This window comes from Neoroseomonas alkaliterrae (assembly GCF_014199195.1).
Classification (GTDB): Bacteria; Pseudomonadota; Alphaproteobacteria; order Acetobacterales; family Acetobacteraceae; genus Neoroseomonas; species Neoroseomonas alkaliterrae.
On sequence record NZ_JACIJE010000005.1, the window covers coordinates 20,288 to 35,395 of the forward strand.

The window sequence follows — 15,108 nt, forward strand, 5'->3', positions numbered from 1 at the left end:
CCCCGACCGGAGAGCCCCCCATGGCCCAGCCGCGCCGCAGCCTCGACACATGGCCCCTGCTGCCGCGGGGCCAGGATGCCGGGCCCCGCCCGGTGGACGAGCCTGCCCGCGCCGCGGTGGCGGCCATGATCGGCCTTGCCGGGCTGTTCCTCGCCCTGCGCTGGGGCCTTCCCGGCAGCGGCCTTGCCGAGGAGGTGGCGCGGCTGGTGGCCCTTGGGGGCTGCCTCGGGGGGCTGGCGCTGGTGATGGTGGTCGGCGCGCTGCTGATCGGCGCAGCGGTGGTCACGCCCGTCCTGCCGATCGTGGGCCCGGTGCGGGAGGCCGCGATCGCCGTGCTCGACCACGCGCTGCATCTGGCCTTCGTGCTGACCGCCTGCGGGGTCCTCGGCATCCTGGTGCTGCACGGGAAGATCCCGGGGCCGGCCATGTGGTTCGCGACCCAGGCGCTCGCACTCTGGGCCGGCCTGCGGATGTGCCACCGGCTGGGGGGGCGCAGCGCGGCCTGACATCCGGCGCGCACAGGCCCCGCGCGCCTGCGACGGGACCGCGCAACGGGATCGTCGAAGCCTGACGACGACACGAACGCCGTCCGCGCTGGGTCGGGATGCCGCGCGCGGGACGTGCGCCACCGCTCCGGCGCGAACGGCGCACATCTGCGGGCCGGGCGCTCGGGAAGCGACGCGGACGGCGCGCCGGGTGCCGGTGGCATCGAGGGCCGGTGGCCGGTCGGGGGCCGTCCGGCCGCTTCTCTCCATTGCACGGGGGAGCATCCGGCAGGACACTTCCCGGTGCCCACCGGGAGGAGCCCTCGCGCCATGCGCCGCATCACCCTGTTGCCCATCCTCGCGCTGCTCGCACTGCCCGTCCTGCCCGCCGAGGCGCAGCACCTGCGCATCGGCCTGACCTCGGACCCCGATGTGCTCGACCCCACGCTGTCGCGCACCGTCACGGGGCGGCAGGTTTTCGCCGCCATGTGCGACAAGCTGGTGGACATTGACGAGGAGCTGCGGATCGTGCCGCAGCTTGCCACCGCCTGGCGCTGGGAGGATGGCGGCCGCGCGCTGGTCCTGACGTTGCGCGAGGGCGTGCGCTTCCATGACGGCGAGGCGCTAACCGGCGAGGCCGCGGCCGCCGGCCTCAGGCGGCATGTGGAGACGCAGGGCTCGACCCGCCGGGCCGAGATGGGCCCGGTGACGGAGGTGGTGGTGACCGGCCCGCTCGAGGTCACGATCCGCCTCTCCGAGCCCTTCGCGCCCCTGCTCGCCGCGCTGGCCGACCGCGCCGGGATGCTCGTCTCGCCCCGCCAGGCGCAGGTGACCGGCGCGGATTTCCAGCGCGAACCCGCCTGCGCCGGCCCCTTCCGCCTGACGCGGCGCGTCGCCCAGGACCGGATCGAGCTGGAACGCTTCGAGGGCTACTGGAACCGCGGCGCGATCCATGTCGAGCGCATCACCTATCGCCCGATTCCCGACGCCACGGTCAGGCTCGCCAACCTGCGCGCCGGGGCCATGGACGTGATCGAGCGGGTGAGCCCCTCCGACGTCGCGGAACTGCGGCGGGACCAGCGCGTGCGCGTGGTGCAGGCGCCCTCCCTCGCCTCCTTCTACATCGCGATCAATGTCGCGCACGGGCCGCGCTCCGAAACCCCGCTCGGTCGCGATCCGCGCGTGCGGGAGGCGTTCGAGCGCAGCATCGACCGGCAGGCGCTGGTGAACGTCGCCTTCGAGGGACTGTGGACGCCGGGCAACCAATCCGTGCCGCCGGGCCATCCGTTCTATGCCAACAGCGTTCCGATCCCGCCGCGCGACGTGGCGCGCGCCCGCGCCTTGCTGCGCGAAGCCGGGCACCAGCGCCTGCGTATCCGCCTCGCCGTGCCGAACACCACCGACTACCTGCAGGCCTCCGAGGTGATCCAGGCGATGGCGGCCGAGGCCGGCTTCGACGTGGAGCTCCAGGTGACGGAGACGGCGACGCTGCTGCGCCAGTGGACCGCCGGGGATTTCGAGGCGCTGATCATCCAGTGGTCCGGGCGCGTGGACCTCGACGCCAACATCTACGCCTTCAAGGCCTGCGGCGTGCCGCTCAACGGCGGGCGCTACTGCAACCCGGAGGTGGATGCGGCGCTGAACGAGGCGCGGCGCAGCGTCGAGCCCGCGGCGCGGGCCGCCGCCTATGACCGCGCGGCGCGGCTCTACCTGGCCGATCGCCCCTACATCTACCTCTGGCATCCCTTGACGCTGCACGGCACCGGCGCGGCGATCGAGGGCTTGCGCCCGGTGCCCGATGGCATCATTCGCGTCCAGGGCCTGAGGGGCGCGAGGGGGTGAACGGCATGAGCGGGACGATGCGTGCGGCGGTGGTGACGGCGGATGGCGTGCAGCTGCGCGAGGTGCCGCGCCCCGTCCCGGGCCCGGAGGAGGTTCTCGTGCGCGTGCGCGCCGCGACGCTCAACCGTGCGGATCTCGGCGTCGCCGCCGGCGGCGCGCATGGCGCGATGGGCGGGCCAGGCACCATCCTCGGCCTCGATTTCGCGGGCGAGGTCGTGGCCGTCGGCCCCGGCGTGACCGGCGTGAAGCCCGGCGACCGCGTGACCGCCTCCGGCGCCGGCGGCTATGCCGAATACGCGGTGGCCGATATCGGGCGGGTGCAGCAGGTCCCCGACCGCAACCTCTCTTGGGAGGAGGCGGCGACGCTGCCCGTGGCGCTCGCCACCATGCACGACGCGATCGTGGTGAACGGGCGGCTCGCCAGGGGCGAGAGCGTGATGATCCTCGGCGCCTCCTCCGGCGTCGGGATCATGGGCATGCAGATCGCAAAGTTCATGGGTGCCGGGCTGGTCGTCGGCACCTCGACGGATGCGACCCGGCGCGCGAGGCTGAAGGAGTTCGGCGCCGACATCACGGTGGACACGCGCGACGCGGACTGGGCCGCGCAGGTGCTGGCGGCGACCGACGGCAAGGGCGTGGACCTCGTGGTGGACCAGGTCAGCGGGCCGACCATCAACGCGGCCATGCGCTGCACGGCGATCCTCGGGCGCATCGTCAATGTCGGCCGGCTCGGCGGCGCCAAGGGCGAGTTCGACTTCGACCTGCACGCGACGCGGCGCATCACCTATATCGGGGTGACGCACCGCACGCGCTCGCGCGCGGAGATCCGGGCCGAATACGAAGCGATGCGCCGCGACCTCTGGGCGGCGGTCGAGGAAGGGCGCTTCGCCATCCCCATCGACCGCGTCTTCCCGCTCGAGGAGGTCGCGCAGGCCCTGGCGCACATGAAGGCCAACCGGCACTTCGGCAAGATCGTGCTGTCGGTCTGACGGGAGGAACGACCATGCATGACCTCGTGATCCGCGGCGGGACCGTGGTGGACGGCACCGGCGCCCCGCCCTTCGAGGCCGACATCGCCATCGAGGGCGCGCGCATCGTGGCCGTGGGCCCGGTTCCCGGCCGGGGGCGGGAGGAGATCGCCGCCAAGGGCCTGCTCGTCACGCCGGGCTTCGTGGACATCCACACCCATTACGACGCGCAGGCATCCTGGTCCGAGAGGCTCATCTCCTCCTCCATCAACGGCGTCACCACGGCGCTGATCGGCAACTGCGGCGTCGGCTTCGCGCCCTGCCGCCCCGAGCGGCGCGACATGCTGGTGAAGCTGATGGAGGGCGTGGAGGATCTGCCCGAGGTGGTGCTGACCGAGGGGCTGACCTGGACCTGGGAAACCTTCCCCGACTACCTGAACTTCCTTGCCGCCCGCCGCTACGACACCGACATCGCCGCGATGGTGACGCACGCACCCCTGCGCGTGCATGTCATGGGCGAGCGCGCCGAGGCCCATGCCGAGGCGACGGAGGAGGAATGCGCCGAGATGGCGCGCCTCGCCGCGGAGGGGCTGGCGGCGGGCGCGGTCGGCATCTCCACCTCCCGCGCGCTGGCGCATCGCACGCTGGATGGCCGGCACATCCCGACCCTCGGCGCACCGGAGGCGGAGCTGGAAGGCCTCGCCCGCGTGCTGCGCGCGCATGGCTCGGGCTGGCTGCAGGTGATTTCCGACTTCGACGACCCGGCCGAGGAGGAGTTCGCCCGGCTGCGCCGCGTCGCCGCGGTGGCCGGGCGTCCCCTCACCTTCTCCCTGCTGCAGCGGGAATCGAAGCCGACCTTCTGGCGCTGGCTGCTCGACCGCGTGGAGGAGGCCAATGCCGAGGGCGTGCGGATGCTGGGCCAGGTCATGGGAAGGCCGGTCGGGCTGATGTTCGGCTTCGAGCTCTCGCAGCATCCCTTCCTGACGCGGCCCTCCTACCGCGAGGTCGCGCATCTCCCGCTGCCCGAGCGCGTCGCGGCGCTGCGCGACCCGGCGCGGCGCGCGCGCATCCTGGCCGAGCCGACCGACGACGCCGCGCTGAAGGCGCGGCTGAACAACTGGGACAAGATCTTCCCGCTCGGCGATCCGCCGGACTACGAGCCGCCGCCCGAGCGCTCCGTCGCCGCCATGGCCGCCGCGCGCGGCATGACGCCCGAGGCGCTGTGCTACGATCTGATGCTGGAACGCGACGGCCGCGCCATCCTCAACCGCCCGCTGCTGAACTACGCCGATGGGGACCTCGAGGCGATCCGCGAGATGATGACCCATCCGCACACGCTGATGGGCCTCGGCGACGGCGGCGCGCATGTCGGCTACATCTGCGACGCCTCCTGCATGACGCACATGCTGGTGCATTGGGCGCGCGACCGTCAGCGCGGGCCGCGCCTGCCGGTGGAGGTCGCGGTCAGGCGCATCTCGCGCGACAATGCCGAGGCGATGGGCCTCGCGGATCGCGGCGTTCTCGCCCCGGGGCGCAAGGCGGACATCAATGTGATCGACTTCGGCCGGCTGAGGATGCGCGCGCCGGATATGCGCTACGACCTGCCCGCCGGCGGCAAGCGGCTGGTGCAGGAGGCCGAGGGTTATGTGGCGACGATCCTCTCGGGCGTCGTCACCTACCGCGAGGGCGAGGCGACCGGCGCGCTGCCCGGCCGCCTCGTGCGCGGGCCGCAGCGCGCCGCCTGATCAGGCGCCGACCTCGGCGAAGAAGGCCTCGACCTTCGCATTGAAGGCCGCGGCGCGCTCGAAATGGCCGGAATGGCCCGCCCGCGGCAGGGGCGAGACGCGCGCGCCAGGGATCAGCGGCGCCATGGCCTGCGGCGCGAAGGGCGGGATCACCACGTCCTCCTCGCTGGGCACGAAGAGCACCGGCGTCCCGGCCGCGGCGAAGGAAGCGGGCGGGCGCGTGCGCGCCGCATGCAGGCGCGCGCGCACCACCTCCCGGTCGAAGCCCTGCGTCAGGCCGTTGATGTGGGTGTAGAGCTGGAACAGCGCCGGCTGCTCCTCCGCCATGCGCGCGCCCGTCGCGGGCAGGATGTTGCGCGCGAGCAGCGCCGCGCGTGCCTCGGCGCTTTCCTTGCTCCAGGGCGCGAGGCGGGAGCGTTCGGGTTCGGGCATCTGGCGCGGGTCGAGCGAGCCGGTGGTCGCGGCCAGCACCAGCGCCTTCACGCGCCCCGGGCGCAGCAGCGCGTATTCCACGCCCGACCAGCCGCCCATGGACTGGCAGACCATGCGGATCTCCCCGAGGCCGAGCTCATCCACCAGCGCGGCCACATCCGCAGCATACTCCGCCGGGTCCGGCCCGCCTGCCGGCGCGGTCGAGGGGAAGAAGCCGCGATGGGAGAAGGTGACGCAGGTGTAGCGCGGCGCGAAATGCGCCACCTGCTGCCACCATGAGAACAGGCAGCCGCCCAGGCCATGGGCGAAGACGATGGCCGGCCCCTCGCCCGTGATCTCGTAGCGGATGCGGGCATCGGGCCGCTCGATCCAGCCGGCGCGGCGGTTCGGCGCGGCGCGGCTCATCGCCGCATCTCCGGAACGGGCTTCGGGCTGGCGGGGCGATCCTGCCGGGGTGTCGTCGCCATGGGCTTTCCTCCTGCCGCGCGGTGCTGGGAGCATGGCGCAGGATGGCGCGGCTGTCGCCGTCTGGCGGGCGCCTCGCGCTGCGCCTAGGCTTGGGGCCTTCGCCAAGGAGAGCCCAAGCGACATGCCCACCACGCCTGACACCTTCGACTACGTGATCGTCGGCGCCGGCGCCGCGGGGTCCATCCTCGCCGCACGGCTGACCGAGGATCCGGGTGTCACGGTCTGCGTGCTCGAGGCCGGACCGCCCGACCGCAACCCCTGGATCCACATTCCCGCGGGCTTCATCAAGACGCTGGTGGACCCCTCCGTGACCTGGCAGTTCCGCACCGCGCCCACCGAGCGCACCGGCGGGCGCGGCATCGCGACGATCCAGGGGCGCACGCTGGGCGGCTCCTCCTCCGTCAACGGCATGATCTACAACCGCGGCCAGCCGAACGACCTCAATGCCTGGGCGCAGCGCGGCAACCGCGGCTGGGGATACGAGGACTGCCTTCCCTACTACATGCGGACCGAACGCCGCATCGGCTTCGGCCGCGACGACCGGCGCGGCAAGGCCGGCGCGCTGCCGGTGACCGACATGGACTGGATCCACCCGCTCTCGGAGGCCTTCATCGAGGGCTGCGTCGCCGCCGGGCTGCCGCGCAACCCCGACTACAACAGCGGCGACCAGGCCGGCGTCGGCTATTTCCAGCGCGGCATCCAGAATGGCTGGCGCGTCTCGGCCGCGCGCGCCTTCCTCAAGCCCGCCATGGCGCGCAAGGAACTCGAGGTGCGGACGAATGCGCGCGCCTGCGGCATCGTCTTCGAAGGCCGTCGCGCGGTCGGCATCCGCTACCTGACCGAGCGCGGCGGCACGCCCATCGAGGTGCGCGCGCGGCGGGAGGTGATCATCTCCGCCGGCACGGTGAACACGGCACGGCTGATGCAGGTGAGCGGCATCGGCCCGGCCTCGACGCTGGCGCGGATCGGCGTGCCGGTGTTCCACGAACTCCCGGTCGGGGAGAACTTCCGCGACCACTACGCCTCGCGGCTGGTGATGCGCGCCAAGCCGGGCGTCGAGACGCTGAACGAACTCGCCCGCGGCTTCGGCCTCGTGAAGCAGATCGCGCGCTGGGCGTCGGGCAAGCCTTCCATCCTCGCCACCGCGCCCTCGCATGTGCACATCTTCTGGAAGTCCTTCGAGGGGCTGGACGAGCCCGATCTGCAGGGCGTCTTCACCCCCGGCTCCTATGCCGAGGGCAAGGTCTATGTCCTCGACGACTATCCTGGCTGCACCGCCGGCGCCTGGCAGCACAGGCCGGAAAGCATCGGCTGGGTGCGTGCGCGCAGCACTGACGTGTTCGAGGACCCGGAGATCCAGCCGAACTATCTCGCCGACGAGAATGACCGCCGCGTGCATCTCGGCGGCATCCGCCTCATCCGCCGCCTGCTGCACACGCCGCAGATGATGCGCTTCCTCGAGCGCGAGACGCTGCCCGGCGTGAATGTCGAGCGCGACGACGAGCTGCTGGACTTCGCCTATCGCAACGGCAGCACGACCTATCACCTGATCGGCACCTGCCGCATGGGCCCGGCCGAGGATCCGACGAGCGTGGTCAATGACCGCCTCCAGGTCCACGGGCTGGAGGCGCTGCGCGTGGTGGACGCCTCCATCATGCCGGCGATGCCCTCGGCCAATACCTACGGGACCACGATGATGATCGCGGAGAAGGCCGCCGACTTCATCCGCGGCCGCCCGCCGCTGACCGCCGCGGCATGACGGGGCGCCCCTGGGCCTTCGACCGCCCGGTGCCGTCCCGCGGCTATCGCTGGTGGTATCTCGACGCGCTGTCCGCGGATGGCGCGCACGGCATCACCATCATCGCCTTCATCGGGACCGTGTTCTCGCCCTGGTATGCCTGGGCGCACCGGCGCGGCGCGGTGGACCCGGCGGAGCATTGCTGCCTCAACGTCGCGCTCTATGGCCGCCCGCGGCGCTGGGCGATGACCGACCGCCGCGCCTCGGCGCTGCACCGAGACCCGGCGAACCTCGCCATCGGACCCTCCCGGCTGAACTGGGACGGCGAGGCCCTGACGGTGACGATCGAGGAGGTCACCGCCCCGCTGCCCCGGCGCGTCTCCGGCACGGTGCGTCTGCTGCCGGAGGCGCTCTCGGATCGCGCCTTCACACTCGATGCCGCGGGGCGGCACCGCTGGCAGCCCATCGCCGCGCGCGCGCGCGTCGAGGTCGCGCTGACGCATCCCGCGCTGCGCTGGTCGGGCCCGGCCTATTTCGACACGAATGACGGCATAGCCCCGCTCGAGGAGGATTTCGCGACCTGGGACTGGTGCCGCGCGCCGATGCCCGAGGCGACGGCCGTGCTCTACAACGCGCGCCGCGCCGATGGCAGCGCGCAGTCGCTCGCGCTGCGCGTTCGCGGCGATGGCCGCATCGAGGAGTTCGAGCCGCCGCCGCCGGCCGAGATGGCGCCAACGCTGTGGCGCCTGCCGCGCCCGACGCGCGCCGAGGGCGGCACGGCGCGCGCGGTGCGGACCCTGGTGGACGCGCCCTTCTATTCGCGTTCGGAGATCCGCACGCGGCTGCTCGGGCAGGAGGCGACGGCGGTCCACGAGTATCTCGACCTGCGGCGTTTCCGCTCGCCGGCGCTCTACGCCATGCTGCCCTTCAGGGTGCCGCGGACGCTGCGCTGAGTGCCGCCTCGCGCTGCGTAGTTGGGGCGAGGTCGCCGGGCCAGGCGAAGTCGAGCATCGCCACCTGGCCGAAGGTCGCGCGGCGCGCGATGGCCTCGCGGATGATGGGCCAGGAGGTCGCCGTCATGGTCAGGAACGGCTTCGGATCCTGCCTCGACCAGGTGACGTCGCGGGTGCGCAGCAGGGTCCGCAGGTTCCGTGCGAAGCCACCGCCGCGGACCAGGGAGAGCTGCGTCTCGGTCAGGCAGGAATAGAATTGCTGCAGTCGGCGTTCGGGGCGGAATCGCAGCGGATGCGCGGGGTCGGAGACGGCGGGGGCGAGATCCCCGGCGGCGAAGAAATGCAGGCCGCTCGTCGTGCGCGGATTGCATTCGATGGCCCAGGGCCTGCCCTTCTCGTCGAGCATGAAGTCGAAGGCGAGGAATCCGGTCCAGTGTGTCGCGGCGGCATAGTCGCGCACGAAGGCCTCGATCAGCGGATCCTCCACGCGCTCGAAGGCGATGCTGACGGAGCCTGACTGCACGAGCGGCTGGTAGACCACCGTGCCGCTGACCACGCCCTCATGGACCAGGGAGCATGTGCTGCGCTCAGGCCCGGCGATCATCGCCTGCACGATCGCCGGCACCGCCGGATCGGGCGCGGGCAGGGCCGATCCCCGCGCCAGCCGGCGCATGCCGCTGCCCGAGCAGGCATGCAGGGGCTTCACCACGACATCCTGGCGCATGGCAAGGTCCGCCGCCTCCTCGCTGCCGAGCGGGTGGGTGCGCGGCACGGCGAGGCCCCAGGCTTGCGCCTGCGCGGCGAAGGCACCCTTGTCATGCGCCGCCAGCACGACCCCGGGCGGCATGGCGAAGAGCCGCGTGCGCGACGGCAGCCGGCCATGCAGCGCCGCGACGTGCAGCACCTCCTCGGAGACGGGCACCACGAGATCGGCCTGCTCCTCCGCCACGACCCGCAGCAGGTCCTGCAGATAGGCCTCGCGGTCGGTGGCCGGGGCGGTGACGACATGGCTGCGCGCGACCGCCTTCGACGCGCCGGCGAGGTGCCGGCGGAAGGGCTCGGCCACCACCACGCGCCAGCCCGCGGCGTGGAAGGCGCGCGCGAGATCGAGCGCCTTCGGCAGCCGGCCCAGCGTCAGCAGGACCGTTCCCGCGCTCATCCCGCGCTCGTGACGGTGACCATGATCTGCTCCGCCGGCCGTGTCGTCAGCCGCGCGGCGGGGCGGACGCGGGCGGGATCGGCGACGTGGAAGTCGAAGCGGCGGAACAGGCGCGCGACAAGCAGCACCGCCTCCACCTGCGCGAAGGCGGCGCCCGCGCAGACCCTGGGGCCGATCCCGAAGGGGATGTAGGCCCCCGCCGTCGTCTCGTGCTCGCGCGCCGCCTCGAAGCGGTCGGGGTCGAAGAGATGCGGCGCCCGCCAGTAGTCGCGATGGCGATGCAGCACCCAGGGCGCGACCATGACGAGCGCGCCCCGCCGGACGCGATAGCCATCGAGCGCGGTCTCCCTCAGCGCCACGCGCGGCAGGAAGGTGATCGGCGGGTAGAGGCGCAACGTCTCGCGGAACACGTTGCGGATGAAGGGGAGCCGCTTCGTGTGCTCGAAGGTCACGGGGCCGTCGCCGCAGATCTGCTCGACCTCGGCGCGCAGGCGCGCGACCAGCGCGGGCCGGGTCGCCAGGATGTAGAAGACCCAGGTCAGGGCGCTCGCGCTCGTCTCGTGACCGGCGAGGAACAGCACGCCGAGCTGGTCGATCAGCTCCTCCCGGGTGAAGCCGCGGCCTTCGAGGTCGCGCGCCTCGATCACCGCGGCGCAAATGTCGTCGAAGCGGGCGCCCTCGGCGAGATGGGTGTCGAGCAGCGTGCCGAGATGCCGGCGTATCAGCGCGCAGGCATCGAGCACATGGCGCTTCTGCGGGATGCGCGTCCAGGCGCGGTCCATGATCAGGCGACGTATCTCGACCTGCGCGACCGAGCGCTCGAACAGCGTGAAGGCGTCGAACACCTCGTGCGCCACGCGCGTCTGCAGGCTCGTGGAGAACACCGTCCGGCAGATGATGTCCGCCGTCAGGTGGCTCATCAGCAGGTCGAGGGAGAGCGCCCTGCCCGATCGCGCGGCCTCGGCCAGCGTCGCTTCGGCCTCCGCCGCGCCGGCCTCCATGGCCGGGAAGGCACGGTTGACGCGCATCATGGTCAGCGCCGGGTCGATCATCGCGCGCTGGCGTCGCCAGGTTTCGCCCGAGGAGACAAAGATGGAATCGCCGATCAGCGGATCGAGCGCATTCACCATCAGGTCGCTCTTGGGGAAGATGCCGTCGGGGTCCGACAGCACATGGCGGACGAGGTCCGGGCGGTTGACGATGATCGTCGAGCGCCGCGACCAGCCGAGTGGGCCGATGGGAACCGTGTAGGCCTCGGCGGGCAGCAGGCCGAGCAGGTTGCCATCGCCCTCGAGCAGCGCGCGCAGCAGCGCGATCACCGCCGGCAGGGACCGCGGGTGCGGCGGCTCGAAGGGAGCGAGGGACAGGCCGGGGGAAGCGAGCGTCGCGCTCATCGGAGCCTCGCGGAACGCAGCCGAAGGATGCCATTCGTCTACTTGACATAATGCGCTGTCAAGTCGGATTGTCGCATGGACGCGGGAGGTGCCGAGAGTGGAACTCCACCTGTTCCATGCCCTCATCGCCCTGCACATCGTGACGGGGGCCACGGGCGCCATCGCCTTCTGGGTTCCCGTGCTCGGCCGCAAGGGCGGGCCGGCGCACCGGCGCTGGGGGCGGCTGTTCAACCGCTGCATGGTCGCGACCGGGTGCCTCGCCATGGCGATGGCGATGCTGACCCTCATCGCACCGATGGCGACGCATCCGCATCTCGAGGGCCGCTTCGATCCCGACTTCATCCGCGGCATCTTCGGCTGGATGATGCTGACAACCGCGCTGCTGACGGTGAACCTCGCCTGGTATGGATGGCTCGCCGTGCTGAACAAGCGCGCCGGGCATGCGCGCAACCGCACCCCGCTCAACATGGCGCTGCAGCATGTCCTGCTGGTCGCCTCAGTCAATTGCGCGGCGCAGGGCTGGCTGATCGGCCAGCCGCTGATGCATGGCGTCGCCGGCATCGGCATCGCGACCGCGGTGACGAACCTGCGCTTCCTCCGCAGCGAGGCGCCCGGCCCCACCTATTGGCTGAAGGAACATGTCAAGGCGCTCGTCGGCGCGGGCATCTCCGTCTACACGGCCTTCATGGCCTTCGGCTCGGTGCGTATCCTGCCGGAACTCGCGCTGCACCCCGTCATGTGGGCCCTGCCCTGCGCGACCGGCATCGCCGTCATCCTCTGGCACTGGCGGGCGGTGGACCGGCAATACGCGGCACGCAGGCCCGCACCCGCCTGAACCTGCATGGCTGATCCGCGCATCGTCGTCATCGGCGCCGGCATGGGGGGGCTCGCGGCGGCGGCCGACCTCGCGCGCCGCGGCGCCGAGGTCACGGTGGTCGAACGCGCCTCCGCGCCGGGCGGCAAGATGCGGCAGGTGGCGGTCTCGGGCGTGGCGATGGACGCGGGACCGACCGTGTTCACGATGAAATGGGTCTTCGACGCGCTGTTCGGCGAAGCGGGCCGCCGCTTCGAGGATCATGTCACGCTGCATCGCGCCACGATCCTCGCGCGCCATGCGTGGCGGCGCGGCGGGCGGCTCGACCTGTTCGCCGACCGCGAGCGCTCGGCCGACGCGATCGGCGCCTTCGCCGGCGCGCGCGAAGCCGCAGGCTACCGCGCCCTGTGCCGGCGCAGCGCGGACATTCATCGCACGCTGCTCGGCACCTTCATCGCCGCGGAACGGCCTTCGCAGTTCGATCTGGTCCGCCGCGTCGGCGTCGGCCGGCTCGATGCGCTGTTGCGCACCACGCCCTTCTCCACCTTGTGGCAGGCGCTGGGCGAGCATTTTTCCGACATCCGCCTGCGCCAGCTCTTCGCCCGCTATGCAACCTATGTGGGATGCTCGCCCTTCGCGGCGCCCGCAACCCTGATGCTCATCGCCCATGTCGAGCAGGAGGGCGTCTGGCTCGTCGAGGGCGGCATGCGCCGCGTCGCCGAAGCCATCCAGGGCCTTGCCGAAGCCCAGGGCGCGACCTTCCGCTTCGGCACGGCGGCGAGCCGCATCATCGTCGAGAGGGGCCGTGTCGCCGGCGTCCTGCTGGCCGACGGCGAAAGGCTTCCGGCCGATGCGGTGGTCTTCAACGGCGCGCCGGAGGCCCTGGCGACCGGCCTGTTGGGCGATGCCGTGCGCGCGGCCGTATCACCCGTGCCTCGGCAGGATCGCACCCTCTCCGCCGTCACCTGGTGCGCGCATGCGCCAGGCAGCGGCTTCCCGCTGGAGCATCACAACGTCTTCTTCGCCGAGGACTACGCGGCGGAGTTCGACGCGGTGTTCCGCCGCCGCGCGATCGTCGCCGCGCCCACGGTCTATCTCTGCGCACAGGACCGCGGGGGCACCACGCACCCTGCGGAAGGCAGCCCCGAGCGCATGCTCCTTCTCGTCAATGCGCCGCCGGATGGCGACCGCAGCACGATGGATGCGGAACAGAGGGAGGCGCTGACCGGTCGTGTTCTTGGCCTGCTGCGCGAATGCGGCCTGACGCTCGACCTCTCGGACAGCAACACGCGGATGACCACGCCCGCGGAGTTCGAGGCCCTGTTCCCGGCCAGTGGCGGTGCGCTCTACGGCCGGCTGGGGCATGGCTTCAACGGCAGCTTCTCACGGCCGGGGGCGCGCAGCGCCGTGCCCGGCCTCTATCTCGCCGGCGGCGGCGTGCATCCGGGGCCGGGCGTGCCGATGGCAACCCTCTCGGGGCGCCTCGCCGCCGCTCGGCTGCTCGAGGATCGCGCCGGCCGCCGCAGCAGCGTCATCGCCCTCCCGGTGCCGGGTTGAGGACGCGCCAGGCCTGCGCATCCGGCACGAGCTGATCGAGGATCTTCGCCGAGGAGATGACGCCAGGCACGCCCGCGCCGGGATGAGTGCCGGCGCCGACGAGGAACAAGTTGATGACCTCCTCGCTCCGGTTGTGAGGCCGGAACCAGGCGCTCTGGAAGAGCTGCGGTTCGAGCGAGAAGGCCGCACCGTTCACCGAGAGCAGGCGGTCGCGGAAATCGAGCGGCGTCATCGTCCGGGAGGTCACGATCGCCTCGCCCAGTCCCGGCAGCACGGTCTCCTCAAGGCGTCGCTGGATGGCGGCACGATAGGGCTCGGCCTGCGTCGTCCAATCCACGCCGCTGCCGAGATGCGGCACCGGCGCGAGCGCGTAGAAGGCGTCGCAGCCCGCGGGCGCAAGGGACGGGTCGCTCGCCGTCGGGCGGTGAAGGTAGAGGCTGAAATCCTCGGCGAGGCGCTTGCGCGTGAAGATGTCGGTCAGCAGCGCCTCGTAGCGCGGACCGAGCACCATGGTGTGGTGATAGACATCCTCGTAGCGGCGGCGCGTGCCGAAATACCAGACGAAGAGGCTCATGGAGTAGCGCGCGCGCGCGATCCTGCGGTCGGTCCAGCGCCGGCGCGGGTGATGGCCGAGCAGTTTCGAGTAGGTCCAGGCGACATCGGCGTTCGAGACGACGATATCGGCCGATATCCGCTCGCCCGATGCGAGAACGACGCCGATTGCCCGGCCCTCGGCGACCTCGATCCGAACGACATCGGCATTGCAGCGGATCGTGCCGCAAAGATGCCCGATGAGGCCGGCCATGCCGCGGATCAGCGCGCCCATGCCCCCCATCGCGTAGTGGACGCGGTGCTTCCGTTCGAGATGCGCGATGAGGCAGTAGTAGGCCGTGGTCGTCAGCGGATTGCCGCCGATCAGCAGGGGGTGGAAGGAGAAGGCGGTGCGGAGTTTGGGGCTGGTGAAGTAATCGCCCACCTTCGCATGGACCGTCCGGTATCCCTGGAGCCGGATCATGTCCGGCGCGGCGCGCAACAATGTCGTGAAGCGGTGGAACGGACGGTCCACCAGCTCCTCGAAGGCGACGCGGTAGATGCGTTCGCTGTCGCGCAGGAAACGGTCGAAGCCCGGCAGATCCTGCGGCGCGATGCGCCGGATCTCCTCGCGCGTGGCATCCGCATCTGCGCCGCAGCGCATCGTCGTGCCGTCGTCGAAGCGGATGAAGTAGAACGGGTCCAGCTCGCGGATCGTCACATCGTCGGCGAGGCGGCGGCCTGCGCAGGCCCAGAGTTCCTCGATCAGATAGGGCGCGGTGATGATCGTCGGCCCGGCGTCGAAGGTGAAGCCGTCCTGACGGAAGACGCCTGCGCGCCCACCCGGCGCATCGAGGCGCTCGAGCACCGTCACGCGCCAGCCGCGTGCGCCGAGACGGATCGCCGCCGCCAGACCGCCGAAGCCCGACCCGATGACGACCGCATGCGGCCTTTCGTCCCGCGGACCCTCGGTGCCGTCGCGCGCCATGGCTGGCCCTCGCTGCAAGAAAAAAGGGGGGAGC

The 15,108-nt window shown here is 71.8% G+C and carries 12 protein-coding genes; 8 read left to right on the forward strand and 4 right to left on the reverse strand.

Going from position 1 to position 15,108, the window contains the following annotated elements; translation table 11 throughout:
• Positions 1 to 20: 20 nt before the first annotated feature.
• The 4 genes from FHS88_RS09760 (at position 21) to FHS88_RS09775 (ending at position 5,040) form a co-directional block, all read left to right on the forward strand.
• Positions 21 to 506 (forward strand): hypothetical protein, encoded by a 486-nt coding sequence (locus FHS88_RS09760; RefSeq protein ID WP_184484055.1) that lies wholly within the window; start codon positions 21 to 23, stop codon positions 504 to 506.
• Between the two features lie 309 nt (positions 507 to 815).
• On the forward strand, positions 816 to 2,327 hold the full coding sequence (locus tag FHS88_RS09765; RefSeq protein ID WP_184484057.1) for an ABC transporter substrate-binding protein: 1,512 nt from the start codon (positions 816 to 818) through the stop codon (positions 2,325 to 2,327).
• A gap of 5 nt (positions 2,328 to 2,332) precedes the next feature.
• Entirely contained in the window at positions 2,333 to 3,316 is a 984-nt protein-coding gene (locus tag FHS88_RS09770) for a zinc-binding dehydrogenase (RefSeq protein ID WP_211842303.1), read from the forward strand.
• Between the two features lie 14 nt (positions 3,317 to 3,330).
• Entirely contained in the window at positions 3,331 to 5,040 is a 1,710-nt protein-coding gene (locus tag FHS88_RS09775; RefSeq protein ID WP_184484059.1) for an N-acyl-D-amino-acid deacylase family protein, read from the forward strand.
• Here FHS88_RS09775 and FHS88_RS09780 read toward each other — a convergent pair whose 3' ends face one another.
• Positions 5,041 to 5,877 (reverse strand): alpha/beta fold hydrolase, encoded by an 837-nt coding sequence (locus FHS88_RS09780; protein ID WP_184484061.1) that lies wholly within the window; start codon positions 5,875 to 5,877, stop codon positions 5,041 to 5,043.
• A 184-nt stretch (positions 5,878 to 6,061) separates the two neighbouring features.
• Here FHS88_RS09780 and FHS88_RS09785 point away from each other — a divergent pair, with 184 nt between their 5' ends.
• Together FHS88_RS09785 and FHS88_RS09790 are read left to right on the forward strand one after the other, a co-directional pair.
• Entirely contained in the window at positions 6,062 to 7,699 is a 1,638-nt protein-coding gene (locus tag FHS88_RS09785) for a GMC family oxidoreductase (RefSeq protein WP_184484063.1), read from the forward strand.
• Positions 7,696 to 8,631: a carotenoid 1,2-hydratase gene (locus FHS88_RS09790; protein WP_184484065.1), complete on the forward strand. Its 936-nt coding sequence runs from the start codon at positions 7,696 to 7,698 to the stop codon at positions 8,629 to 8,631. Before FHS88_RS09785 ends, FHS88_RS09790 begins: the two co-directional genes overlap by 4 nt.
• Here FHS88_RS09790 and FHS88_RS09795 read toward each other — a convergent pair.
• Together FHS88_RS09795 and FHS88_RS09800 are read right to left on the reverse strand one after the other, a co-directional pair.
• Complete coding sequence (locus FHS88_RS09795) at positions 8,606 to 9,790, reverse strand: ATP-grasp domain-containing protein (RefSeq protein ID WP_184484067.1); 1,185 nt, start codon at positions 9,788 to 9,790, stop codon at positions 8,606 to 8,608. The two genes, FHS88_RS09790 and FHS88_RS09795, sit on opposite strands and share 26 nt — an antisense overlap.
• The gene (locus FHS88_RS09800) at positions 9,787 to 11,184 is read right to left on the reverse strand and encodes a cytochrome P450 (protein WP_184484069.1); all 1,398 of its coding nucleotides are present in this window, start codon (positions 11,182 to 11,184) and stop codon (positions 9,787 to 9,789) included. The genes FHS88_RS09795 and FHS88_RS09800 overlap by 4 nt, the downstream gene beginning before the upstream one ends.
• A gap of 97 nt (positions 11,185 to 11,281) precedes the next feature.
• Between FHS88_RS09800 and FHS88_RS09805 the strand changes: the two genes are divergently transcribed.
• Both FHS88_RS09805 and crtD read left to right on the forward strand, forming a co-directional pair.
• Complete coding sequence (locus tag FHS88_RS09805; RefSeq protein ID WP_184484071.1) at positions 11,282 to 12,019, forward strand: hypothetical protein; 738 nt, start codon at positions 11,282 to 11,284, stop codon at positions 12,017 to 12,019.
• Positions 12,020 to 12,025: 6 nt separating this feature from the next.
• Positions 12,026 to 13,555 carry a 1-hydroxycarotenoid 3,4-desaturase CrtD gene (gene crtD / locus FHS88_RS09810; RefSeq protein ID WP_184484073.1) on the forward strand — a complete coding sequence of 510 codons (1,530 nt, stop codon included), beginning with the start codon at positions 12,026 to 12,028 and terminating at the stop codon, positions 13,553 to 13,555.
• Here crtD and FHS88_RS09815 read toward each other — a convergent pair.
• Positions 13,530 to 15,074, reverse strand: a complete 1,545-nt coding sequence (locus tag FHS88_RS09815; protein ID WP_184484075.1) for a phytoene desaturase — start codon at positions 15,072 to 15,074, stop codon at positions 13,530 to 13,532. The two genes, crtD and FHS88_RS09815, sit on opposite strands and share 26 nt — an antisense overlap.
• Between the last annotated feature and the right edge of the window lie 34 nt (positions 15,075 to 15,108).

What these genes read in the sequence shown, in the direction of transcription:
- FHS88_RS09760 (WP_184484055.1), top strand. Translation starts at nt 21, where the DNA reads ATGGCCCAGCCGCGCCGCAGCCTCGACACATGGCCCCTGCTGCCGCGG.
- FHS88_RS09765 (WP_184484057.1), top strand. Translation starts at nt 816, where the DNA reads ATGCGCCGCATCACCCTGTTGCCCATCCTCGCGCTGCTCGCACTGCCC.
- FHS88_RS09770 (WP_211842303.1), top strand. Translation starts at nt 2,333, where the DNA reads ATGAGCGGGACGATGCGTGCGGCGGTGGTGACGGCGGATGGCGTGCAG.
- FHS88_RS09775 (WP_184484059.1), top strand. Translation starts at nt 3,331, where the DNA reads ATGCATGACCTCGTGATCCGCGGCGGGACCGTGGTGGACGGCACCGGC.
- FHS88_RS09780 (WP_184484061.1), bottom strand. Translation starts at nt 5,877, where the DNA reads ATGAGCCGCGCCGCGCCGAACCGCCGCGCCGGCTGGATCGAGCGGCCC.
- FHS88_RS09785 (WP_184484063.1), top strand. Translation starts at nt 6,062, where the DNA reads ATGCCCACCACGCCTGACACCTTCGACTACGTGATCGTCGGCGCCGGC.
- FHS88_RS09790 (WP_184484065.1), top strand. Translation starts at nt 7,696, where the DNA reads ATGACGGGGCGCCCCTGGGCCTTCGACCGCCCGGTGCCGTCCCGCGGC.
- FHS88_RS09795 (WP_184484067.1), bottom strand. Translation starts at nt 9,790, where the DNA reads ATGAGCGCGGGAACGGTCCTGCTGACGCTGGGCCGGCTGCCGAAGGCG.
- FHS88_RS09800 (WP_184484069.1), bottom strand. Translation starts at nt 11,184, where the DNA reads ATGAGCGCGACGCTCGCTTCCCCCGGCCTGTCCCTCGCTCCCTTCGAG.
- crtD (WP_184484073.1), top strand. Translation starts at nt 12,026, where the DNA reads ATGGCTGATCCGCGCATCGTCGTCATCGGCGCCGGCATGGGGGGGCTC.
- FHS88_RS09815 (WP_184484075.1), bottom strand. Translation starts at nt 15,074, where the DNA reads ATGGCGCGCGACGGCACCGAGGGTCCGCGGGACGAAAGGCCGCATGCG.